Consider the following 21345-nt stretch of genomic DNA (forward strand, 5'->3'; position numbering starts at 1 on the left):
TTGGCGAGACTCTTGAGGGAACAGGACAAGCTGAAGACTACAGGCTGAAGCTGTCCCCTAAGAAAGCGAGCCAACAAAACGAAGTATTGTAAATAAAGATGCCAGTAAATGAATTTATGAAAACTCATTTACTGGCTATTATGCTAGGGAATTATGTCCCAGCCTCTTTTCAGTTTAGTTATGACGCTGTTCCTCAATTTCATCTATCACATTTTGCATTTGATCAATCATCAATTCAAATCCATGTGCTGTTGAATCATGATATTCTTTTTTCTTTTGCTTATATTCTAATGTTGTTAAACGTCTTTCCTTTTCAACAAAAGAGCGATAGTAAAAGAACATTTGAGTTCCGCCATTCTCTCTTTCAAAGAACTCTACTTCAATGACATCCTCTTCCTCACTTAGTCCTGGCATTCCAATCGTCATCTTGATATATTCATCTAAAACTAACTCTTCATATGTACCTTCAATGATGTTTTGTTTACCGTTTCTACTATCAATGATGCGATACTTTCCTCCCTCTTGAATATCTGCATCAAATGATTTATTCGTGCGTTGAGTGGTCATAAACCATTTTTTTAAGATATCTGTTTTTGTCCATGCCTCATAAACGACCTCTGGTGTATATTTGAGTAATCTCTCAATGTCGATTTCTACATATTCATTTTCCACATTATATTTTGCCATTTCATTTCACCTACTTTCACTCTTAATACTATTTTAACGTATTTGAGCTAGGTCACAAACTTTGAGCTCTATAAAATTAAATTATATTAAATAAAACTTATAATTTTAGTGATTTTTAACTTTTTAAATTCAAGATTGAGTGTATAGTCTTGTCTTTATCAATATTTTACTGTTATTCTAAATTGTTTGATACTCAACTTAAAAATAAAATACAGATGGTGTGTATCAAAGAGTCATTATAAAACTGTCAACAATCATAAGATTGTTGACAGTCAATATATACTATGGGGCATATTTTATTTCTTTGACGATTGATTTAAACGAGGTACTCTTAAAATAATTGCTACTAATCCACAAACACCTAATAATATTGGATAAATACTATATTGTAACATTAGGAATGGGGAAATTCCGGCTACACCTGCTGCTGAAATCACTTGTGGACTGTATGGTAATAATCCTTGAAAACACCCACCAAAGATATCTAATATACTTGCTGATTTCCTTGGATCGACATCATATTCATCAGCAATATTTTTAGCTAATGGTCCAGCCATAATAATAGAAATTGTATTATTTGCTGTTGAAATGTCAGCTGCACTCACTAAACTCGCTATACCTAGTTCTGCACCACGCTTTGATTTTACTTTTGACCTTACAAAATTAAGCAACCAATCAATACCACCATTATGTTGGATAATTCCTACTAGACCACCTATAAGCAATGCAATCATAGCAATATCTTCCATTCCGATAATACCTTTAGAAATAGCATTTAAAAGGCCATTCCAACCAAAAGAACCATCAATCAGTCCAATTATACCGGCTAATACAGTACCTCCTATTAATACAATAATTACATTAATACCAACTAACGCAAGAATCAAAACTAATAAGTATGGTATGACTTTAATTAAATTATAATCATAGTTTTTAGTATGATCTATAGAAATACCATTTGTTAAAAAGAATAAAATGATGATTGTAATAATCGCACCTGGTAGTACAATTTTAAAATTGACTTTAAATTTATCACTCATTTTTGTTTTTTGTGTTCTTACTGCTGCAATAGTGGTATCAGAAATCATAGATAGATTATCACCAAACATCGCTCCCCCAACAACTGTTGCCATGGCTAATGCAGCTGGTACATCTGTTGCTTGTGCAAATCCAAAACCTACTGGTGCAATAGCTGCAACTGTGCCAACAGAAGTCCCCATTGAAATTGATACAAACATACAAATAATAAATAGCCCAACAATTATTAGATTTTGAGGAATAAGTGATAAGCCTAAATTAACTGTAGATGACACGCCTCCCATTTTTTCAGCAGTCGTCGAAAAAGCTCCAGCAAGGATAAAAATAAGCATCATCAAAATGATATTAGAGTGACCTGCACCTTTTGTAAATACCTCTACTTTTTTTGCAAAAGTTTCCTTGCGGTTCATAAGTAAGGCAACAATAACAGTAATTGTAATAGCAACATTTAATGGCATAGTGGTAAAATCACCAGAAATAATACCAACACCTAGAAATAGTAAGACAAATAACAATAAAGGAATTAATGCCCAAGCATTGCCATTCTTCATCTCTTTCATAATCTAACCTACTTTCCCGTATAATGGATTGATAGATTTTATACTAAAAAATTCCTATCTATTTAATCAATAACTCAAAAATAAAAAACCAGGACACGTAATCATGCCCCAGTCTCAGTTAACGTCGTGTTTAACCTTATCTTCTAACCTTCTCGGTTACTGGAATTGGCACATGATACAATGTTGCCGAAGCTTCTTTGGGCCAGTCCCTCCACTTCTCTTGATAAGTTATTGAATTGTGTTTAACGTTACAAGATATTTGCAATAACGTCAACACTTATTATTTTAAATATTTTAATAATAGTTTACATATTTTCAATAATAGTAAAGTATTTTTCGAAAATAGCCACACTTATTGATGCTAAGATAAAAATCGTTACTGCAAGTCCAAAAATAACCATCAACTTTAAATATAATGATATGAGCATTGAAATGATTACTACAACAATCACAGTAAAAAATATACACTTAAGACGTTGTGCTTTATGTCTTGATATTACTTTACGTTTTATCCGTTCAGATGATAACGTCTCCTCTAATTGAAGTGATGTAATATGTAATTTTGTTTCTAATAAAACCACAGTACCCACTGTTGATACTAGAATAAGTATCACTATCCATAAAGGCTGTTGCTTTATAAAGCCAACCACGTAAATACCAAAATATAGTATGCCCGAAATCATACCAAGGATACGATCGAGTTTAGGGCTCACCCATATCATATGATTTCTAATATTATTATTAACAAAATATACATTTTTCAATCCATTCGTTATAAAAGCAATAATCACTATGACATGTATCAATGTGGGATAATCATTAAAAACGTAAAAGATAATCAGTCCTATGACGAAAATGAGCAATGGCATGAATTTATATAGATATGCTTTCATCAATGACACCCTTAAAATGAGATTTACATATGTATTTTTATTTTTATGAGGTAGGCCGATTAACCGTAAATGTTTGACCTAACAAAGAGTAATCATTTCCAGCTAACCTAGCTACCGGATTTAATTGATTTGCATCAATTTTACTATCTTCAAAATAAACTTCTTCATCGATATGGTACACGACAATTTCACCAATTATCAAATCACTCCCGTTATCTTTGTTGCCCAATTGTACTATTTGATGAAGCTTACACTCAAACCTTACTTTTGCTTCTTTGATTGCTGGAACTTTAATTAAATCTGAATCAATCATACTTAGAGAGGTTCTTTTAAGTTCATTAACACCATATTCTAACGGGGCAGCAGTTTCATTCACATCATTAACAATAGCCTCATCAGTAATATGCACTACAAACTCACCTGATTGTTCTATATTTATTGAGGTGTCTTTTCTATTTCCCTTTGTACGTTGAACAGCAATTGCAATCATAGGTGGTGTATGATTAACTACATTAAAAAAACTAAACGGGGCTGCGTTGATATCCCCTTTTAAATTTTGAGTAGTTACAAATGCTATCGGCCTAGGTATAATACTTCCACTAAGTAATTTATAATTTTGCATATCTGAAAGTGTTTCAGCTTTTATTTTTTTCACTATCAATCAATCCAATCAATTTTTATTAAAAATATAAAATTTACTATTTAACTATTGTTGTCCCTTTGCAGACATAATTATAAATAAAAAGTTAAAGAAGATCGTATATTCAATTGAATCACTGTTAGCCTATAAGATAAGAAAGCCTAGGACATTGATATTTGTCCTAGGCGCTTATTATCATAAACAAATCTTATATTAAACTGTATAGGTTTGTATGATGTTTAGCACCTTCGTCGTGCTTTCACTTCGAAAAATATATACTAATCAACATGCTATAGTTAAGTTAATCTATTTGAGTCCCACCAGTCACACCATATACTTGACCGGTAATATAACTTGCATCATCAGAGGCTAATAACACATATGTCCCAGCACATTCAACTGGCTGGCCGGCACGTCCTAACGGTGTGTTTTGTCCAAAAGTAGGTATAGCGCTTTGTGGTTGTCCACCGACAATTTGAAGTGGTGACCAAAACGGTCCAGGTGCAACACAGTTAACACGAATACCTTTAGGGCCAAGTTCGGCTGAAAAACTCTTTGTTAAAGATATAATTGCAGCTTTCGTTGCAGCATAATCATGAAGAATTGGACTAGGATTATAACCTTGAACTGAAGATGTTGTTGTAATCGAGCCTCCTGGTTGTAAATACTCAAGCGCTTTTTGGACTGTCCAAAATACCGGATAGACATTCGTTTCAAACGTTTCGGTAAAATCTTGAGTTTTAAACTCCGATAATTCATCTTGATAAAGTTGATGACCAGCAACCAACGTTACATTGTCTAAACCACCTAATTGCTGATAAGCCTTTTCAACCATGTCATAGTTGAATTGTTCATCTCTAATATCACCAGGAATTAAGATAGCTTTTTGCCCAACATTTTCAATAATCTGTTTTACATCATCGGCATCTTGTTGTTCACTTGGTAAATAATTAATCGCTACATCTGCACCTTCTTTAGCATAAGCAATTGCTGCCGCACGTCCAATTGCTGAATCGCCACCAGTCACTAGTATTTTAAAGCCATCTAATCGATGGTGGCCATGATAAGAATCTTCCCCACAATCTGGTTGTGGTGACATTTTAGCTTGTATACCTGGAACTTCTTGTTCTTGTTTTTCATAATTATCAGTTTTAAATTTATTGCGCGGATCTTGAGCTGACATTTCAAATCATCTCCTAATTCATTTAATGCTTTCTGTATACCCAGTTATCATGTACGTTTAATCATAGAAAATCTGAAATCACTTCAATTTATAAAATTATGTCAATAAACGTTGAACGAGCTGAACGAAATATTGAGGAACTTTTTCCAAAATACGCTCATCTGGATGATATTTAGGATGATGTAAATCATATTTACTGTCGGAGCCAATAAATGCGAAAACACCGGGGTATTCTTCTGTATAACCTGAAAAATCCTCTCCAATAGTAACCGGTTCATCGAGCATTGATACATGATAGCCAACATTTTTAGCGACCTCGATTGCTTCTTGTGTTAGATGTGCATCATTTACTACTGCACCAGGTAGTCTTGAATAAGTTAAATCAATATCCACATTAAAAACACGACTTAAACCATCAGCAATATTTTTCATCCTATTTTCAATATAATGACGTATATCCTCATCGAATGAACGAACAGTGCCCTGTATATAAGCTTTGTCAGCTATAACATTCCATGTGTTACCACAAGAAATTTCACCGATTGTTACAACTGCACTATCAAAAGCTGATAAATTTCGACTCACAATAGTTTGTAAACTATTGATAAGTTGTCCTACGACGATGACTGGATCGTTTCCTTGTTCAGGTTTTGCAGCATGCGCACCTTTACCTTTAATATTAAACTCAAAACGATCGACAGCAGAGGTAATTGCACCCGATTTAATAGCAAATTCACCAACTTTTAAAGTGGGATAATTATGAAAACCAAGTACTGCTTTAGCTCCTTTAAGTACTCCAGTATTTATGATTTCAAATGCACCATGCCCTAATTCTTCAGCAGGTTGAAATATTAATCGAACGCGTCCATTTAATTCATCTTCAATCTCTTTTAGTTGAATACCAGTAGCTAATATACTTGCCATATGAATATCATGACCACATGCATGCATTGCACCTTGATACTTTGATGTAAATTCATGCTTCACTTGTTCTTCTATAGGCAAAGCATCAATATCTGTTCTTACTGCTATCATTTCCTCTCCTTGCCCAATTTCTGCTACTAAACCTGTTTTTAAAGGTACCTCCAGTATACGTATACCATAACTTTTGAGTATTTTTCGTAACTTTTCTGTAGTTTCATATTCTTCATCTGAAAGTTCAGGATATTGATGAAACGTTCTTCTCCAATCTACATAAGTAGAATAATTTGTCATATATCGCTCAGCCCTTTCTCACACTTCAAATTTATTCATATACTTAACTAGTGATTTATCATTCTTTTAATTAACTTAATTGTCAATTTTATTAAGAGTATCTTAACATTTTATCGGAAAATTCTAAATATTCAACATTTTTGAGAGCTAGTTTATTAAAATTATTTAAAAAAGCGAAAACATTTTTAAACAGTCACATTTATCATTAATTACTGCCTAGCTTATCGGAATATATGATAAAAATGCATTAAAAATTCTCTTTCATATTAAAATGAACAATCTTCACAATAAATGGTTAGTACGATTACGACAACAAGTGTGACATTTTAATTAGTGATTAACACGCTATTTCTCATTCAGTCATAAACTGTCAACATGTTAAAATGCCCGAGACATCAACGAATATCACAGGCATTTTGAAACTAAATATATCTAAAATTATTAAATTTTTACATGACGACTTCTAACTTTAAATTAAACAATGATGTACTAAATTAGCAACTAATTTAGCAGTTCTTTGATCTGAATCATACGTCGGATTCATTTCAGCTATACTTATAGATTTTACTTTTTCACTTGGAATGACCCGTTTAGCAAGTTCGAAAACTGTATGTGGATATATTCCTAGGACAGCTGGTGCACTGACTCCTGGTGCAAATGCACTATCTACTACATCCATGCAAATTGTGAACATAACCGTATCATGATTATGGATAAAACGTTCTATCATATCTTTAATGGGGGGAGATACCTGATGTAGTAATTCATCTGCATATACAAATTGAATATCTTTTTCTTTAGCATAATTAAATAAAGCTTGTGTATTACCACCTTGAGATATACCTAACACTAAATAATCTGCATTATCATCTTCTTCTAGAATCTGTCTAAAACTAGTACCAGAGGTTGAATAACCCTCATCGCGTGTGTCAAAGTGCGCATCTATATTAATCACACCTATTGACGACTCAGGATAAACTTTACGAGTAGCTAAATATTGTGCATATGCTATATCATGACCGCCACCAAGTAAAAATGTTTGTTTATGTCGTTTGATAGACTTAGCAGCAAGATCTGCGAATTCGCGCTGTGTATCTATTAGCAACTCATGATTGTGTTCTACATTACCATAATCTATAATCTCTTCACATTGATTCAAATCTGGCAATCCAGCAAAAGCTCGCTTAATGGCATTGGGACCTTCTTTTGCACCTACACGTCCTTTGTTTAATTCTACTCCTTTATCAATTGCATATCCTAATAAGCCCACGCCTTTGTGTTCATCCGAAAAATCTAATTGACTTAAATCACCGAATTTAACAGTTTGGAAGTGTCTAAATTGTGTAGGATCAGTTTCACTATCTAAACGACCTGTCCATAGATTAGATTGTGCAAGTTGATACATGATATATCCCCCTTGATTTTTTATCAGTTAAGTTAATTAAAGTATAACTATTGACTTTTTCTTAATCAATGCTTGCTCTTTTAACATACCCATATAATGATAAAATTATTTACGATTAGCTAACAAAATGATTCAAGACTATTACATTTTGATTATAATTAAAATAGACAATTTAAACATATGCTTGTAAGATGTATAATTGTAAATAAATCAATTTAAGCTTGTTACCTAATGGAGGTTACATACAATGAAAAACTCTAGATTTTCTGGGTTCCAATGGGCTATGATGGTCTTTGTATTTTTCGTTATCACAATGGCATTGTCCGTGATACTCAGAGATTTTCAAGCGACTATCGGAGTGAAACGTTTTGTCTTTAGTATTAAAGATTTAGCTCCTTTCATAGCTGCAATTGTGTGCATATTAGTATTTAAGCACAGAAAAGAACAATTAGCAGGATTGAAATTTTCTATCAGTTTAAAAGTGATTGAGCGTCTACTTTTAGCACTCATTCTACCACTTATCATTTTAATGATTGGCTTGTTTAGCTTTAATACTTATGCTGATAGTTTCATCCTATTACAAACTTCAGATTTATCAGTATCATTATTAACTATATTAATTGGTCATATTTTAATGGCTTTTGTAGTGGAGTTTGGTTTCCGTTCTTACTTACAAAATATTCTTGAAACAAGAATGAACACATTTTTTGCGAGTATTGTCGTTGGTCTTATTTATTCAGTATTTACAGCTAACACGACATATGGTGTAGAATACGCCGGATACCATTTCTTATATACATTCATGTTTTCAATGATTATTGGTGAATTAATTAGAGCTACTAATGGTCGTACAATTTATATTGCAACTGCTTTTCACGCATCCATGACTTTTGCTCTCGTCTTTTTATTTAGTGAAGAAACAGGCGACCTTTTCTCAATGAAAGTCATCGCACTTTCTACAACAATTGTGGGTGTTTCATTTATTATTATTAGTCTAATCATTCGTGCTATTGTTTATAAAACGACGAAACAAAGTTTAGACGAAGTTGATCCTAATAATTATTTATCTCATATTCAAGATGAAGAACCAAGTCAAGAAGACGCCTCTTCAACTTCAAATCATGATGTATCATCTAAAGATGAAACAAAGCAACAAGATATTGATAATGACAAACATCAATCAAAGAAACCTAATAAGAGTGACGATGCACTTACTACTTCTAATTATAAAGAAGACGCCTCTTCAGTTAATAAAGAAACGGATACAACTCACAATGATAACATTAAAGATCATTCAACTTATACCGAAGATAGACACTCATCTGTTGTCAACGATGTTAAAGATGAAATTCACGAAGTTGAAGATCATAAAGCCGACACAGATAAATCACATTAATAATTGATACTTTAAAATAAATCCTGTGTTAATGATTCGCATTCTAAAAGTTTGATTTTAGTATTACTCTTTATTTTTAGTATTAAAATGTATAAATAAGCCAGTCCAGTGATTACGTTCGACACCTTAATCATTGGACTGGCTTTTTCATATCTATCAATTTAAATAATAATCAATATAAATTCGCTATATTGATTAAAAATAATTTATTGCGTTTCATTAGAACTATTGAGATGATAACTGCTTTTGCATTTAAAATCTTAATTTACTTATTAGGGTTTGCATTAACAGGATATTAATTTTTCCATATTACTTTATTAATCGTAATATTCAAACACCATAACATTTTTACGTTTAAATATTCTTCTCAATATCTATCAATTTTTCCATTATACATGTTTATTTTATTTTTTGTTTTTGTCTTGTTTTAATACAAATAATAGTGGTGTCATAAAAACTGCAAAAATGAATGCAGTAATTAAATTTGTATACACATCAAATTCAATTGGAAATACCAAACTAATTAAAGAATCTACAACAAAAAACGCAACGAAAAAGTAAATGAAATATAAAACAACTTTCAAAATAAAACCTCCTTTTACCCCAGCTAAAGACCTAGCTATTTTTTCAAAAATTATTACTAAAACACTAAGTAAACTTTTGCTTAAAAAATTAGTTAATGTCTTACATCAATTAGATAAATTGATATTAACGTTTATAACAAAATTGAATTTAAACAAAATATAAATGCTTGCCTCAATCAATAACACAGAAAACAAAAATTAACATACAATCTTACATTTTCGGAGTTCAGCACAAATCAGTTATTGAACTAACTTTATTACAAATTGGAGGACTCAATGAATATGATAAGATTGTATGTCATTCATGTCTTTACAACTCTAATATGTATTGTTTGTGTAACTTAATCACTTAAACACACAAATGCTTTATCTCAGTTTAATATTTTAGCTTAATATAATTGCTAAGTTTCTTTATTTAATATTTTTACGCCTTCTTGTGTTCCTACTATTACTTGATCGGCAATATCGAGGAAATATCCTGTTTCAAGAACGCCAGTTAAATGAATTAAAAATTCGTGTAGCTCATAAGCAGGAATTCTATTTTGCAATGAACAATCTAATATGTAATTACCATTGTCGGTTATAAACGGTACATCTTCATTAACTCTTCTGCTTACATGAATATCATAAGTACGCTCAATTTTTTTGGCAACTTGGTACCAATTAAATTTATCGACTTCAACTGGTAATGCAAATGTTTCTCCTAAATAGTTGACGAGTTTACTTTCATCTACAACAACGACAAATCGGTCAGCCATTTCATCTATGACCTTTTCCCTAAATAAGGCTCCACCACCGCCTTTAATAAGGTTAAGCGCACTGTCTACTTCATCAGCGCCATCTATTGCTAAGTCGATTTTCTCAACATCATTTACATCAACTATATTCATAGCTAATTCTTTAGCTAAAAATGCTGTTTTATTAGAAGTACAGACGCCGGTAATTGTATAATTCTTTTGCTGAATTAATTCAGCAATTTGGGGAATTAATAATTCAATTGTGCTCCCTGTTCCTATTCCGATTGTCATACCATTTTCAATTTGACTAAGTACATCTTCTAAGGTCATCAATTTTAGCTCTTTTGCATCTTTCATGTGTCGTTGCTCTCCTCTTCATAAAAGTATCTAATTATATTCTACATGAGATTCAAATTTTTAACATACCTCATTTTTTATTTCATATTAATCATTTCATTTTATTGTTAAACTATTTATATCAACACTTGATAATAACTTATAAATTAAAAGGTCGTGATATACATGATTAAAGTGAATGCCATATCTATTGGCAAAATAGAAACATTGTCTTATGGAAACTATAAACCAATGCAATCAGCGTTAAACAAAATTCCTTTTAAAGGTCAAATGTGGCTCAATCGACTTGGGTTCGTGGACGATGAACAAGCCTATCATAACCATGGTGGTATACATAAAGCGATATGTTGTTTTAGTAAATCTAATTATCAATTATTTAAAGATGACTTAGATCAATTACCTGAATTTGCAATGTTTGGAGAGAATTTGACAGTTGAACATCTAGATGAAGCAGATGTTTATTTTGGTAATCAGTATCAACTAGGCGATACAATCATAGAAGTATCAGATATACGAGAACCTTGTTGGAAAATTCAAGCTAAATATGCAATACCTAATTTAGTTCAAAAAATGTCGCAATCTGGTAAAACTGGATTTTATTTTAGAGTTATAAAAGAAGGATATGTACATCAGAGTGATAATTTAAAACTCATTAAAAAGGCAGAATCAAACACACGTCTATCTGTGAAAGACTTAAATCATCTATTCTATAATGAGCGAAATAATTTAAGATTAATCTATCATGCACTTCGAAATCCTTATCTTTCACCTGATCGAAAGAAAAAACTACAGAAAATGAAAACGCGTGCCGAAAATAGAAAATTCATTAAATCTGACGATAAATAGTTTAAAAAGAGTCTGAAACTTTTAAGCTCAGACTCTCATATGTATTGCAATGAATGATGATAATCATCAATACTACTTTTCATGAATTTGAAAACTTGTTTTAGATGTAAATAATGTATCTGCCTCTAAAATAGACTGAGCTTTGGCGCCGTACATATTTATATCATTAGGCATATATTGAGTTTCGATGGAAAATCCAGAATGCGCCTTATAAATATTAAAATCATTGTTCCAAACTTGTGGATCATTAAACGTAAACATTACAAAATGAGGCATATCAGTCTTAATATTAAGTTCAAATTCAGAATTATCAATGGTAAGCTCATTTCCACCAAATTCGAAAGGATGATCAATGCCATTATAATGATTAATTTGTTGTTGCAAAGTTTCATTGTCACTTTCAAAAATATCTTTTAAATAGACTTTATTTGTATCCAATAATCGATGTAAATCAAGAGATTGCCCCTCTTTAACAATATGTTTATTATTTAACATATACATTTTTAATGCTGAACTATTTATACAGTGGTTATAGACAACATTGTTATCACGATTCAAATTAAAATAAACATGATTTGAAGGATTAAATACTGTTTTTTTTGTTGATTTTGCCTCATATTGTACGGACCATCGATGATTGGCATCATAAGTGTGAATAACCTTTACCATCATATCTCCAGGATAATTGTCCTCTTCTTCTTTAATCGTTGTTGTGAATATAATCTTTACTTGTCCAATATCATCAACTATTTCATAATCAAAAATACGTCTATTTAATCCATGACTGCCCCCATGCAAATGATGTTGACCATCATTTGATTCTAATTGAAAAGTATCATCATCTAATTTAAATGATGCATTTTCAATTCTACCCGCATAGCGACCTATCGTAGCACCAAAATTAAAAGGTTCTTCAAAATAAAATTCATCCGCTTCTACTACATTCCCTAAAACGATATTGTTATCATGGTATTTCCAAGAAACAATTCTTGCACCATAGTTTGTAAATACAATTTTCGTATCGTCATTATCAATTTTAATTAAATCTAAACCGTGTCTTTGATGTTCAACTTTAGATATCATTACATAATCTCCCTTTCAACCTTGTAAAATTAACGCTCCTCTAACTATATTTCAATGACTAAAACCTCTACCACACCTGTCCTAATTCCCTCATCACCTTATTTAACAGTGTTTATAATAACTTACTTATATCAATTTAAGTTGTATTTATAATCGCCAGCCTCGCGATTGATTTAAAAGTTAATAATGATATAAGAACATCTGCTTTTAATTGGACAAATTTTTAAATAGAAGAACGTTTAAAGTCTTAAATTACTTTCAATCCCCTGATTTTTTAAGATGTCTGCCATAAAGGGGTAGCTTTTTGGCTAAACATATCAAACACTTTATACTTGAAAATAGCAATATAAGACTTTTTAAATTCAACTTTTATCAGCAGTGTTTCACTTACATATTGTTACACTTTTTCTTGTAATATTCCATAGATTTCGGCAATTAACGTAAATAAATTGTATGTAAGATGATTCGAAAATATAATTATCATTTTTGTAAACACTTACATTCATGTAAACTATACTTAAACATCAAATCGTCGACTCAGAACAATATGATTTATTACAATTACGCTATATATAGGAGGCATACACATGAGTTATAGTATAGGAATTGATTTTGGAACCGCTTCTGGAAGAGTGATATTAGCTGACACATCCAACGGACATATCATATCAAGATATGAGGAAGACTATGCGAACGGAACTTATATGAACTCATTATATGATAAACCGTTACCTGAAAACTACTTCTTACAAAATGCTGACGACTATTTACAAATTCTTGAACAAGGCGTTCAATTTGTATTAGAATATAGTAAAGTTAATAAAAACGATGTGGTTGGAATTGGAGTCGACTTTACAAGCAGTACAATTATCTTTCTCGATGAACAATTTGAACCGCTTCATCGTCATGAAGATTTAAAGACAAATCCACACGCGTACGTAAAATTATGGAAACATCATGGAGCTCAAGATGAGGCAAACTATATGATTCAGATGAGTAAGAATAAAAATTGGTTAGATTATTATGGCTCAAGCGTAAATAGCGAATGGATGATACCGAAAATCCTGGAAGTTAAACATGAAGCACCAGAAATACTTAGAAGAGCACGGTATATAATGGAAGCTGGAGATTACATCACTAGTATACTAACAAATTCAAATATACGATCAAATTGTGGTATTGGTTTTAAAGGTTTTTGGGACAATGAAGCTGGATTTAATTACGACTTCTTCCATAGCGTGGATCCTGATTTACCTAAAATCGTCAAAGAAAAATGTGAAGCGCCAATCATATCAATTGGAGAAAGTGCAGGTCGTTTATGTAAAGACTATCAACAAATATGGGGGCTTTCTCAAGATGTCCAGGTTTCACCTTTTATCATAGATGCACATTCTGGCGTCTTAGGTGTTGGGGCAATAGAAGCTGGAGAATTCACTGCAGTCATTGGTACAAGTACTTGTCATCTCATGCTAGATTCAAGACAAGTACCCATTTCTTCAATAACTGGCTCAGTTAAAAATGCTATTATACCTGGATTATATGCCTATGAAGCTGGTCAACCAGCTGTCGGTGATTTGTTTGAATACTCAAAGAACCAAGCACCTAAACATATTGTAGATCAAGCAAATGAACATCATATGCCTGTGCTTAACTATTTAGAGGAATTAGCAAGTCACATTAGAATAGAAGAACAACATGTTGTTGTTTTAGATTGGTTGAATGGAAATCGTAGTATACTTAGTAATAGTCATCTAACTGGAAGTATCTTTGGTCTTACACTTCAAACACCGTATGAAATGATTCATCGAGCATATATTGAAGCTACAGCATTTGGAACAAAATTAATTATGAAACAATTTGAAGATAATCATATTCCTGTTCATACAGTGTATGCGTCTGGTGGTATCCCACAAAAGAGTAAATTACTCGTTGAAATTTATGCAAATGTTTTAAATAAAAGGGTTGTCGTCATAGATTCATCTAATGCTTCAGCATTAGGTGCAGCGATGTTAGGTGCAAATGTTGGGAATGCATATAGTACATTAAAAGAGGCGGCATTATCTATGAAGCAACCTATAGCTTATATACAAGAACCTGAAATCCAAAAAGTTCAAGCTTATAAACCACTCTACCATAAATATTGTGAACTACATGATTTATTAGGTCGTCAATATCCTGAATTATCATATTTGATTTAAGTTGTTATCCTTTTTAAGACGTTTAATTTGAATCAACGATACCGTGATTAAAGTTGAAATGAATAAACATGTCAGCGTTGATACAATCGTACATCGCTGCATATGAAGTTCCACAGTGATATGAATCATTGAGATAATTATTAACGTAGGTGCTAACATATAAAATTTTTAGCATACACAATTTCAATTATGTTTTTTGATATGAAGCAGCAAATAGATATTGCGAAATTAATATTAAGCTTAAATTCATTGGTTTTTATTGACTTGATGACGTTTAATAAATTCCGGTTTGCTATAAACATGTATTTTTCTATCATCATATAGCATGAAGAACAAACTAGGTATCACTAAAATAAGTAAACTTGATAATTAAATCTTAACTTGAGATTTTGTTATCAGAGGGAGGACAACAAAAGAGCTGAAATACATATAAAGCCATACAAGGATAATAACTAAACTTGATAACGCTCACGCATAATGCATGGGCATTTTCAATTCAATCACAAACTATCAATACAATTAAAGTACCCGAGACAATCATGATTGTCTCGGGCTATATTATTGTTTAAATTTTATTTATCAACTGGATTAGCATTATCACCATGGAAATTTGTCTCGTTACGATTGTACTTTGGACTTGGTCCATATTTATTAGACTCTGTTTTACTATCTAAGCAAGTCAATACTAATATTAATATCGACCCAATCCAGTAGATTAAGCAGATAATTCCCATAAATATTAATACCGCTGAATTATCTATATTTGGTAAATAATTAAAACCTGATACAATGACAGTGAAAACATAAAAAATAATCGGAAGAGTCATCGTCATTGAGCGATCATGGAATCTTCTTGATAATATCGCAACATTAGGTATTAATGTAACTAAACTATAAATCAAAATATAAATTAAAGAAAAGATAAAAATTCCTACCCCCAACAAGAGAAATCCTTTACTTTTAAAAGTTTCACTTGATATTAAACAGAACATTCCAAAAGAGTAACCAATAATTGTAGGAATCATAAAAATTAAATGCCATAACATGGCAAATCAATACTCACTTCTACGTGAGCGTCCTTTAAAATTAAAATAGTTAGTCCAAAATAATTTAAAAGCTTGTGTAAATCTAACTTTTTCTCTCATTAGATATACTCCTTTTCATTTTGTCATTAAAACAAGTGTTTTAAATCAACACATTATTTGTTACATTAATAAGAGTTTATTTCTATTAAAACTCATATTAAAAGTATAACAAAACGTATTTTAAATAAAAATAGTAATATGAAACATAATATTACATTTTACATTTTTTAGTAAATACTTTTAATAAAAAAGAGAGGTGATATATTTGGACTTTATAAATCAGCAGACAACCCAAACTGCAAAAGCTTTATTAGGTGTTAAAATTATTTACCAAGATGACTATCAAACATATACTGGATATATTGTAGAAACTGAAGCTTATTTAGGTATACAAGATAAAGCTGCACATGGTTTTGGTGGCAAAATAACACCAAAAGTGACTTCTTTATATAAAAAAGGTGGCACGATATATGCACATGTGATGCATACGCACTTATTAATCAATTTTGTTACACGGACTGAGGGCATACCAGAAGGTGTACTTATTCGTGCTATTGAACCAGATGAAGGTATCGGCGCTATGAACGTCAATCGTGGAAAATCTGGATACGAGCTCACTAATGGTCCAGGAAAGTGGACTAAAGCTTTCAATATTCCACGATCAATTGATGGCTCAACCTTAAATGACTGCAAATTATCTATAGATACCAATCATCGCAAATATCCAAAAACTATTATAGAAAGTGGTCGTATCGGTATTCCTAATAAAGGAGAATGGACAAATAAACCACTACGTTTCACTGTTAAAGGCAATCCATATGTCTCTAGAATGCGCAAATCAGATTTTCAAAATCCCGACGATACATGGAAATAAAAAAAGGGAGCAGGATATTATCATGAGTCCTACTTCCTTTCTCTAAATTTATTCAAATTAAAATCTGCAAAAAAGTGCATATTAAAATACACCATTCATTATTTATTGAAAATACTTCTTTCCTCAATTTTAAGCTAATGTTAGAAAAATACCTTTATTTTACTTTAATATCTCCATTTTCATTGATTAATTTCACTTTATTATTTCCATTTTCAACTTTACTATTATATAACACACGATGATCGATGTCTGTTTCCCCTTCTTCATTACGAGTGATGATTTGGGTGTGATGAAGTTCTTTTTTATAATTCAAGTTTATATCCCCTTCTTCATTTTTAATACGTAAAGGAATATCAGGGTCTAATTGTTTCATTTGAATATCCCCATTGTCATTTTGAATATTAGCTTGATTAAAATGAATATCTTTCGTATGAATATCCCCATCCTCATTATGAAGTGTCACCTTTTTATATCGTCCTTTTTGAACTTTAATGTCTCCAGATTCAGCATCAAATCTTCCTGTGCCACTATTTACTCCAACAATATTTAAATCCCCGGCATTAGTTTTAATATCTATGTTTTTAATATATTTAGGTACTGTAATCGTAATGTGATTACTAACTTTACCTTGTATTCTAAAATTAATATGTGGACTTGTTTGACGCTCTGTAATTACCCAACGTTGATTGTTCACCTTGCTAGTTACGTTTAAATTTTTGTCATTCCCTTTGGACTTAACCGAAAAATGTTTACCTTTTTTCACAGTTATATCACTTACTTTTCCATCAACGTAAATACTTTTCACAGTATTATCATCATAGTTTTTCATTAAATTTGTTGTTTGATTATTATATTGATTGTCTTTACTCAATTTTTTATTTTGTGCATAAACTCCCACGCTACAAATAATAATTAGTGACAAGCCTATTAAAAATATTATCGCTGCAATTTTTTTCATGATTGTACACTTCCTTTGACAATAGAGATATTCCATTTTAGATATTTCATAGTCACATCAAATAGCCACTTAATGAGATAGTAAGTCACCACTGCAAGTACGAGTCCAACACCAAACATTAAACCAGTCATAAATGCGTCATATAAGATAATGGAATGAAAACCATCCATAATTCCTTTAATGAGCAACATCAATGGTGCAGCTAGTGAAGCTAGAGTAAAAATGATGAAGGTTAATACGAGCAAAATGCATAAAAAAGCTGGTATTATAACAATAAAAAAGTTAAGCAAACTTAGCCCCATTACTGCTACAATTGCGGATGAAATATTCATTAACGACACTTTTTGATGTGCATTTTCTACACTGGAAGTAGCTGTAAGTTCCTTACCTATTAATTTTGGATTACCTAATTCTTTACACACGTCTGATTCAGACTTTCCCTCTTGCTGTCCGCTATAAAAATGCGTATCGTATTCATTCAAAATATCTTCTTTTTCTTCTTTATTCATATGTTTCAAATGCTTTTTAAGTTCTTTTAAATAATCATTTTTATTCATTCATTCTCACTCTCCTCAATGAAATGTTCTACAGCTTCCGTAAACAATTTCCAATCCTCCTCTAATTGATTAACTCTCGCAGCCCCCTGTTGAGTTAATTGATAATACTTTCGAGACGGACCTTCAGTTGAAGGTTGATAATACGTACTCAGTTCCCCACTTTTAACCAAACGCCTTAGCAGAGGATAAACTGTACCTTCAGCTATGGTCATATATCTGGAGATATTTTGTACAAGTGAATAACCATACTGATCTTCTTTTTTAATAATTAGCAGAACAATTAATTCTAAAGCACCTTTCTTAAACTGTACATTCATATATCTACCTCCTCAGTCGTATAAACAGTATTAAACTATACACAGTAGTGATTCAAATTAACTATAGCATCCACTACTATACATTGCAAGGTACTGAGTTTAATTTATTAATACACACGTCTTTATTCAAATTACACCATCTTTTATTGACAAATTATAAAAATCAATATTTTTAATATACTTATATCATTATTTGGTAAACTGGATTTATTTCATTTGTGTATGTATAATGTGTATTATGGGACTTTATAAGGTTTACATTGATTTACTTTAATATAACTAGTTATAAAGGGTTTCATACAAAGGGGGCTTTTAAATGATAGAATTTGATGCAATTACCACATTATGTTTGGCATGTGTTTTATATTTAATTGGTCAAACAATAATCAACCATGTTTCTATTTTAAGGCGAATCTGTATTCCAGCACCTGTCATTGGTGGTCTTTTATTTGCAATATTAGTGGCTATATTAGATTCATTTAATATCGTTAAAATAAAACTTGATTCGGCGTTCATTCAGAATTTCTTTATGCTCGCTTTCTTTACTACAATTGGACTTGGCGCATCATTAAAACTATTCAAAATTGGCGGAAAAGTCATGTTGATTTATTTCACTTTTTGTGGAATCATGGCTATTTGTCAGAATATTATTGGTGTATCACTCGCTAAACTCTTAAACATTAAACCTTTATTAGGTCTTACAGCAGGTTCAATGTCAATGGAAGGTGGTCACGGTAATGCTGCAGCTTATGGTAAAACCTTACAAGATATGGGTGTAGATTCTGCAGTTGCAGCTGCTTTAGCAGCCGCTACACTAGGCCTTGTATTCGGTGGACTCATTGGCGGTCCCATCGTTAAATATTTAATAAAACGCTATGATCTTAAGCCAGAGCATCGTGACGATTCATTTAAAAATTATGGTGTCGTTGAATACAATCAATCATTACATACAAAATATAAACCTATTCAAGTCTTTTTTATACAATTTTCTATACTCGTATTTTGCATGGCATTAGGAACATATATTGGCAATACTTTTACCGATTTAACCGGAGTTAATATTCCAATGTATGTTGGTTCAATGTTTGTAGCAGTAATTATTAGAAATGCTACAGACTTTATTGGTTGGGATATCGTTGATTTAAAAATGAGCGAACAAATAGGTGATATTTCATTAGGCATCTTTTTATCATTAGCTTTAATGAGTATTCAATTAACTCAAATATATTCTTTAGCTATCCCACTAATCATAATTGTTCTTGTACAAGTCGTATTTATGGTACTATTCTCGATTTTCATATTATTTAAAGGACTCGGTAAAGATTATGACGCTGCTGTTATGGTAGGAGGATTTATTGGTCATGGTCTGGGAGCAACACCAAATGCGATGGCTAATTTAGATGTTATCACTAAAAAGTTTGGCAACTCCCCTAAAGCATATTTAGTAGTTCCTATTGTTGGTGCTTTCCTCATCGACTTAATCGGTGTAATTATTGTTATGAGTTTTATTCAACTTTTCAGTTAAATAATTAACCTTTTTTATTATAAGTACAAGCTTTATAATAAAAACCCATTATATTTCGGCATAACAATAAAAAACGATAATTCCTATAAATCTCACTTGGGAATTATCGTTTTATTTGTATGTCGAAATTATTACAATATACTATCTCATTTTTTATTTTCTATTTAAATGAAGGCCACGTTGATTGATCCATGATATTAACTCCGGGCTCATTACGATATCTGCTTGTCGTAAACGCTCAATGTTCGGCGCATCTAACATCGTCATAATTTTTTTCATATGTTGAATAAAAGACTCTACATAGTCCACGGTATTTGTGATACCTGATTGTTCTACTTGATTTAAAAACGGTCGAGACATCCCTATTGCTTTTGCACCTAATGCTAAACATTTTACAGCATCGAGTGGCGTACGTAAGCCACCGCTAGCAAAAATATTTAATCGATCTTGAAATTCAGTACTCTCAAGTAAGGATTCTACGGTAGATTGTCCCCACTGAGATAAATAATTCATATCTTTATTCGAACGTCTTTCATTTTCAATATCAACGAAATTAGTTCCACCGCGCCCACTGACATCAACATAGTTAACACCAATATCATATAACGCTTGTAATGTTTCTTTACTCATTCCGAAACCAACTTCTTTAATAATAACTGGAACATCAACGCGTTTAACAATAGATTCAATATTTGACATCCATGAAGCAAATTCACGATTCCCTTCAGGCATGACTAATTCTTGAGGTGAGTTCACATGAATTTGTAGCGCTTGAGCATCTAATAATTCAACCGCTTGTAGAGCTTTATCCACTGGTACATCGGCACCCACATTGCTGAAAATTGTTCCTTTGGGATTTGTTTTACGCACAATGCTAAATGTTTCAATCATATTAGGATTGCGCAAAGCTGCATGTGTTGATCCCACCGCCATTGCAATTCCAGTTTCTCTAGCAACAATTGCTAATTTTTCATTAATTTTTTTTGTCCAATCACTTCCACCAGTCATTGCATTTATATAGATTGGATATGCCAAATCGAATTTCGTAGTATGACTTGTCATATCGACCTGACTAACATCAATACTGGGGATGGAATGATGAACAAATCTCACTTTATCAAAATCTGAAACCAGCGCATCTTTCTGTGACATTGCGATTTCTACATGTTCATTTTTCCTCTGTTCTCTTTGTGAGTCACTCATTAAA

20 protein-coding genes, 1 pseudogene and 1 riboswitch are annotated in these 21345 nt (G+C 31.7%); of the genes and pseudogenes, 6 read left to right on the plus strand and 15 right to left on the minus strand.

Annotated elements, in window-relative coordinates:
* Nucleotides 1–174 precede the first annotated feature (174 nt).
* From AC1Q7N_RS03650 to hutG, 7 genes are all read right to left on the minus strand, one after another.
* The gene (locus AC1Q7N_RS03650; RefSeq protein ID WP_001831493.1) at nt 175–687 is read right to left on the minus strand and encodes an SRPBCC family protein; all 513 of its coding nucleotides are present in this window, start codon (nt 685–687) and stop codon (nt 175–177) included.
* Nucleotides 688–983: 296 nt separating this feature from the next.
* Complete coding sequence (locus AC1Q7N_RS03655; protein ID WP_001831611.1) at nt 984–2285, minus strand: Na+/H+ antiporter NhaC family protein; 1302 nt, start codon at nt 2283–2285, stop codon at nt 984–986.
* A 133-nt stretch (nt 2286–2418) separates the two neighbouring features.
* Nucleotides 2419–2515, minus strand: a riboswitch (SAM riboswitch).
* 75 nt (nt 2516–2590) lie between these two features.
* Nucleotides 2591–3178, minus strand: coding sequence for a hypothetical protein (locus AC1Q7N_RS03660; protein ID WP_492712812.1), 588 nt, complete (start codon nt 3176–3178; stop codon nt 2591–2593).
* Between the two features lie 43 nt (nt 3179–3221).
* Nucleotides 3222–3833 carry a flavin reductase family protein gene (locus AC1Q7N_RS03665; RefSeq protein ID WP_002456632.1) on the minus strand — a complete coding sequence of 204 codons (612 nt, stop codon included), beginning with the start codon at nt 3831–3833 and terminating at the stop codon, nt 3222–3224.
* Nucleotides 3834–4119: 286 nt separating this feature from the next.
* Nucleotides 4120–5001, minus strand: a complete 882-nt coding sequence (locus tag AC1Q7N_RS03670) for an SDR family oxidoreductase (protein ID WP_002456633.1) — start codon at nt 4999–5001, stop codon at nt 4120–4122.
* Between the two features lie 96 nt (nt 5002–5097).
* The gene (locus AC1Q7N_RS03675; protein WP_002500418.1) at nt 5098–6216 is read right to left on the minus strand and encodes an amidohydrolase; all 1119 of its coding nucleotides are present in this window, start codon (nt 6214–6216) and stop codon (nt 5098–5100) included.
* A gap of 469 nt (nt 6217–6685) precedes the next feature.
* Nucleotides 6686–7621 carry a formimidoylglutamase gene (gene hutG / locus AC1Q7N_RS03680; RefSeq protein ID WP_001831441.1) on the minus strand — a complete coding sequence of 312 codons (936 nt, stop codon included), beginning with the start codon at nt 7619–7621 and terminating at the stop codon, nt 6686–6688.
* A 247-nt stretch (nt 7622–7868) separates the two neighbouring features.
* Between hutG and sdpC the strand changes: the two genes are divergently transcribed.
* Complete coding sequence (gene sdpC / locus AC1Q7N_RS03685; protein ID WP_001831571.1) at nt 7869–9017, plus strand: peptidoglycan release complex CPBP-like subunit SdpC; 1149 nt, start codon at nt 7869–7871, stop codon at nt 9015–9017.
* A gap of 404 nt (nt 9018–9421) precedes the next feature.
* Here sdpC and AC1Q7N_RS03690 read toward each other — a convergent pair whose 3' ends face one another.
* Nucleotides 9422–9601, minus strand: a complete 180-nt coding sequence (locus AC1Q7N_RS03690; protein ID WP_001831484.1) for a hypothetical protein — start codon at nt 9599–9601, stop codon at nt 9422–9424.
* Between AC1Q7N_RS03690 and AC1Q7N_RS03695 the strand changes: the two genes are divergently transcribed.
* Complete coding sequence (locus tag AC1Q7N_RS03695) at nt 9579–9764, plus strand: hypothetical protein (protein WP_002438420.1); 186 nt, start codon at nt 9579–9581, stop codon at nt 9762–9764. The two genes, AC1Q7N_RS03690 and AC1Q7N_RS03695, sit on opposite strands and share 23 nt — an antisense overlap.
* Nucleotides 9765–10002: 238 nt before the next feature.
* On the opposite strand, the gene AC1Q7N_RS03700 is transcribed toward AC1Q7N_RS03695, so the two are convergent.
* On the minus strand, nt 10003–10695 hold the full coding sequence (locus AC1Q7N_RS03700; protein WP_001831586.1) for a ribose 5-phosphate isomerase A: 693 nt from the start codon (nt 10693–10695) through the stop codon (nt 10003–10005).
* Between the two features lie 165 nt (nt 10696–10860).
* On the opposite strand from AC1Q7N_RS03700, the gene AC1Q7N_RS03705 reads away from it, so the two are divergent.
* The gene (locus AC1Q7N_RS03705) at nt 10861–11541 is read left to right on the plus strand and encodes an MOSC domain-containing protein (RefSeq protein WP_001831436.1); all 681 of its coding nucleotides are present in this window, start codon (nt 10861–10863) and stop codon (nt 11539–11541) included.
* A gap of 72 nt (nt 11542–11613) precedes the next feature.
* On the opposite strand, the gene AC1Q7N_RS03710 is transcribed toward AC1Q7N_RS03705, so the two are convergent.
* Nucleotides 11614–12624 (minus strand): aldose epimerase family protein, encoded by a 1011-nt coding sequence (locus AC1Q7N_RS03710; protein ID WP_001831562.1) that lies wholly within the window; start codon nt 12622–12624, stop codon nt 11614–11616.
* Between the two features lie 587 nt (nt 12625–13211).
* Here AC1Q7N_RS03710 and AC1Q7N_RS03715 point away from each other — a divergent pair.
* Entirely contained in the window at nt 13212–14822 is a 1611-nt protein-coding gene (locus AC1Q7N_RS03715; protein WP_145376286.1) for a ribulokinase, read from the plus strand.
* 572 nt (nt 14823–15394) lie between these two features.
* Here AC1Q7N_RS03715 and AC1Q7N_RS03720 read toward each other — a convergent pair.
* A pseudogene (locus AC1Q7N_RS03720) lies at nt 15395–15967 on the minus strand (DUF805 domain-containing protein).
* A gap of 205 nt (nt 15968–16172) precedes the next feature.
* On the opposite strand from AC1Q7N_RS03720, the gene AC1Q7N_RS03725 reads away from it, so the two are divergent.
* The gene (locus AC1Q7N_RS03725; protein WP_001831508.1) at nt 16173–16781 is read left to right on the plus strand and encodes a DNA-3-methyladenine glycosylase; all 609 of its coding nucleotides are present in this window, start codon (nt 16173–16175) and stop codon (nt 16779–16781) included.
* Between the two features lie 154 nt (nt 16782–16935).
* On the opposite strand, the gene AC1Q7N_RS03730 is transcribed toward AC1Q7N_RS03725, so the two are convergent.
* The 3 genes from AC1Q7N_RS03730 to AC1Q7N_RS03740 are packed head-to-tail and all read right to left on the minus strand — an operon-like array spanning nt 16936 to nt 18613.
* Nucleotides 16936–17739, minus strand: a complete 804-nt coding sequence (locus tag AC1Q7N_RS03730; RefSeq protein WP_001831626.1) for a DUF4097 family beta strand repeat-containing protein — start codon at nt 17737–17739, stop codon at nt 16936–16938.
* Nucleotides 17736–18296 carry a DUF1700 domain-containing protein gene (locus tag AC1Q7N_RS03735; RefSeq protein WP_001831458.1) on the minus strand — a complete coding sequence of 187 codons (561 nt, stop codon included), beginning with the start codon at nt 18294–18296 and terminating at the stop codon, nt 17736–17738. The genes AC1Q7N_RS03730 and AC1Q7N_RS03735 overlap by 4 nt, the downstream gene beginning before the upstream one ends.
* A complete protein-coding gene (locus AC1Q7N_RS03740) occupies nt 18293–18613 on the minus strand; it encodes a PadR family transcriptional regulator (protein WP_001831459.1) in 321 nt (106 codons plus the stop codon). Before AC1Q7N_RS03740 ends, AC1Q7N_RS03735 begins: the two co-directional genes overlap by 4 nt.
* A 316-nt stretch (nt 18614–18929) precedes the next feature.
* On the opposite strand from AC1Q7N_RS03740, the gene gltS reads away from it, so the two are divergent.
* Nucleotides 18930–20138, plus strand: coding sequence for a sodium/glutamate symporter (gene gltS / locus AC1Q7N_RS03745; RefSeq protein WP_001831403.1), 1209 nt, complete (start codon nt 18930–18932; stop codon nt 20136–20138).
* 153 nt (nt 20139–20291) lie between these two features.
* On the opposite strand, the gene fni is transcribed toward gltS, so the two are convergent.
* Nucleotides 20292–21341 (minus strand): type 2 isopentenyl-diphosphate Delta-isomerase, encoded by a 1050-nt coding sequence (gene fni, locus AC1Q7N_RS03750; protein ID WP_002495611.1) that lies wholly within the window; start codon nt 21339–21341, stop codon nt 20292–20294.
* Nucleotides 21342–21345: the final 4 nt, after the last annotated feature.

The sequence above is a fragment of the Staphylococcus sp. GW823-FHT05F06 genome, from assembly GCF_058795495.1.

Excerpts from the sequence above, each read along its gene's own strand:
- AC1Q7N_RS03650 (WP_001831493.1), bottom strand. The coding sequence starts at position 687 with ATGGCAAAATATAATGTGGAAAATGAATATGTAGAAATCGACATTGAG.
- AC1Q7N_RS03655 (WP_001831611.1), bottom strand. The coding sequence starts at position 2,285 with ATGAAAGAGATGAAGAATGGCAATGCTTGGGCATTAATTCCTTTATTG.
- AC1Q7N_RS03660 (WP_492712812.1), bottom strand. The coding sequence starts at position 3,178 with ATGAAAGCATATCTATATAAATTCATGCCATTGCTCATTTTCGTCATA.
- AC1Q7N_RS03670 (WP_002456633.1), bottom strand. The coding sequence starts at position 5,001 with ATGTCAGCTCAAGATCCGCGCAATAAATTTAAAACTGATAATTATGAA.
- AC1Q7N_RS03675 (WP_002500418.1), bottom strand. The coding sequence starts at position 6,216 with ATGACAAATTATTCTACTTATGTAGATTGGAGAAGAACGTTTCATCAA.
- hutG (WP_001831441.1), bottom strand. The coding sequence starts at position 7,621 with ATGTATCAACTTGCACAATCTAATCTATGGACAGGTCGTTTAGATAGT.
- sdpC (WP_001831571.1), top strand. The coding sequence starts at position 7,869 with ATGAAAAACTCTAGATTTTCTGGGTTCCAATGGGCTATGATGGTCTTT.
- AC1Q7N_RS03695 (WP_002438420.1), top strand. The coding sequence starts at position 9,579 with ATGAAATATAAAACAACTTTCAAAATAAAACCTCCTTTTACCCCAGCT.
- AC1Q7N_RS03700 (WP_001831586.1), bottom strand. The coding sequence starts at position 10,695 with ATGAAAGATGCAAAAGAGCTAAAATTGATGACCTTAGAAGATGTACTT.
- AC1Q7N_RS03705 (WP_001831436.1), top strand. The coding sequence starts at position 10,861 with ATGATTAAAGTGAATGCCATATCTATTGGCAAAATAGAAACATTGTCT.
- AC1Q7N_RS03710 (WP_001831562.1), bottom strand. The coding sequence starts at position 12,624 with ATGATATCTAAAGTTGAACATCAAAGACACGGTTTAGATTTAATTAAA.
- AC1Q7N_RS03715 (WP_145376286.1), top strand. The coding sequence starts at position 13,212 with ATGAGTTATAGTATAGGAATTGATTTTGGAACCGCTTCTGGAAGAGTG.
- AC1Q7N_RS03730 (WP_001831626.1), bottom strand. The coding sequence starts at position 17,739 with ATGAAAAAAATTGCAGCGATAATATTTTTAATAGGCTTGTCACTAATT.
- AC1Q7N_RS03735 (WP_001831458.1), bottom strand. The coding sequence starts at position 18,296 with ATGAATAAAAATGATTATTTAAAAGAACTTAAAAAGCATTTGAAACAT.
- AC1Q7N_RS03740 (WP_001831459.1), bottom strand. The coding sequence starts at position 18,613 with ATGAATGTACAGTTTAAGAAAGGTGCTTTAGAATTAATTGTTCTGCTA.
- gltS (WP_001831403.1), top strand. The coding sequence starts at position 18,930 with ATGATAGAATTTGATGCAATTACCACATTATGTTTGGCATGTGTTTTA.
- fni (WP_002495611.1), bottom strand. The coding sequence starts at position 21,341 with ATGAGTGACTCACAAAGAGAACAGAGGAAAAATGAACATGTAGAAATC.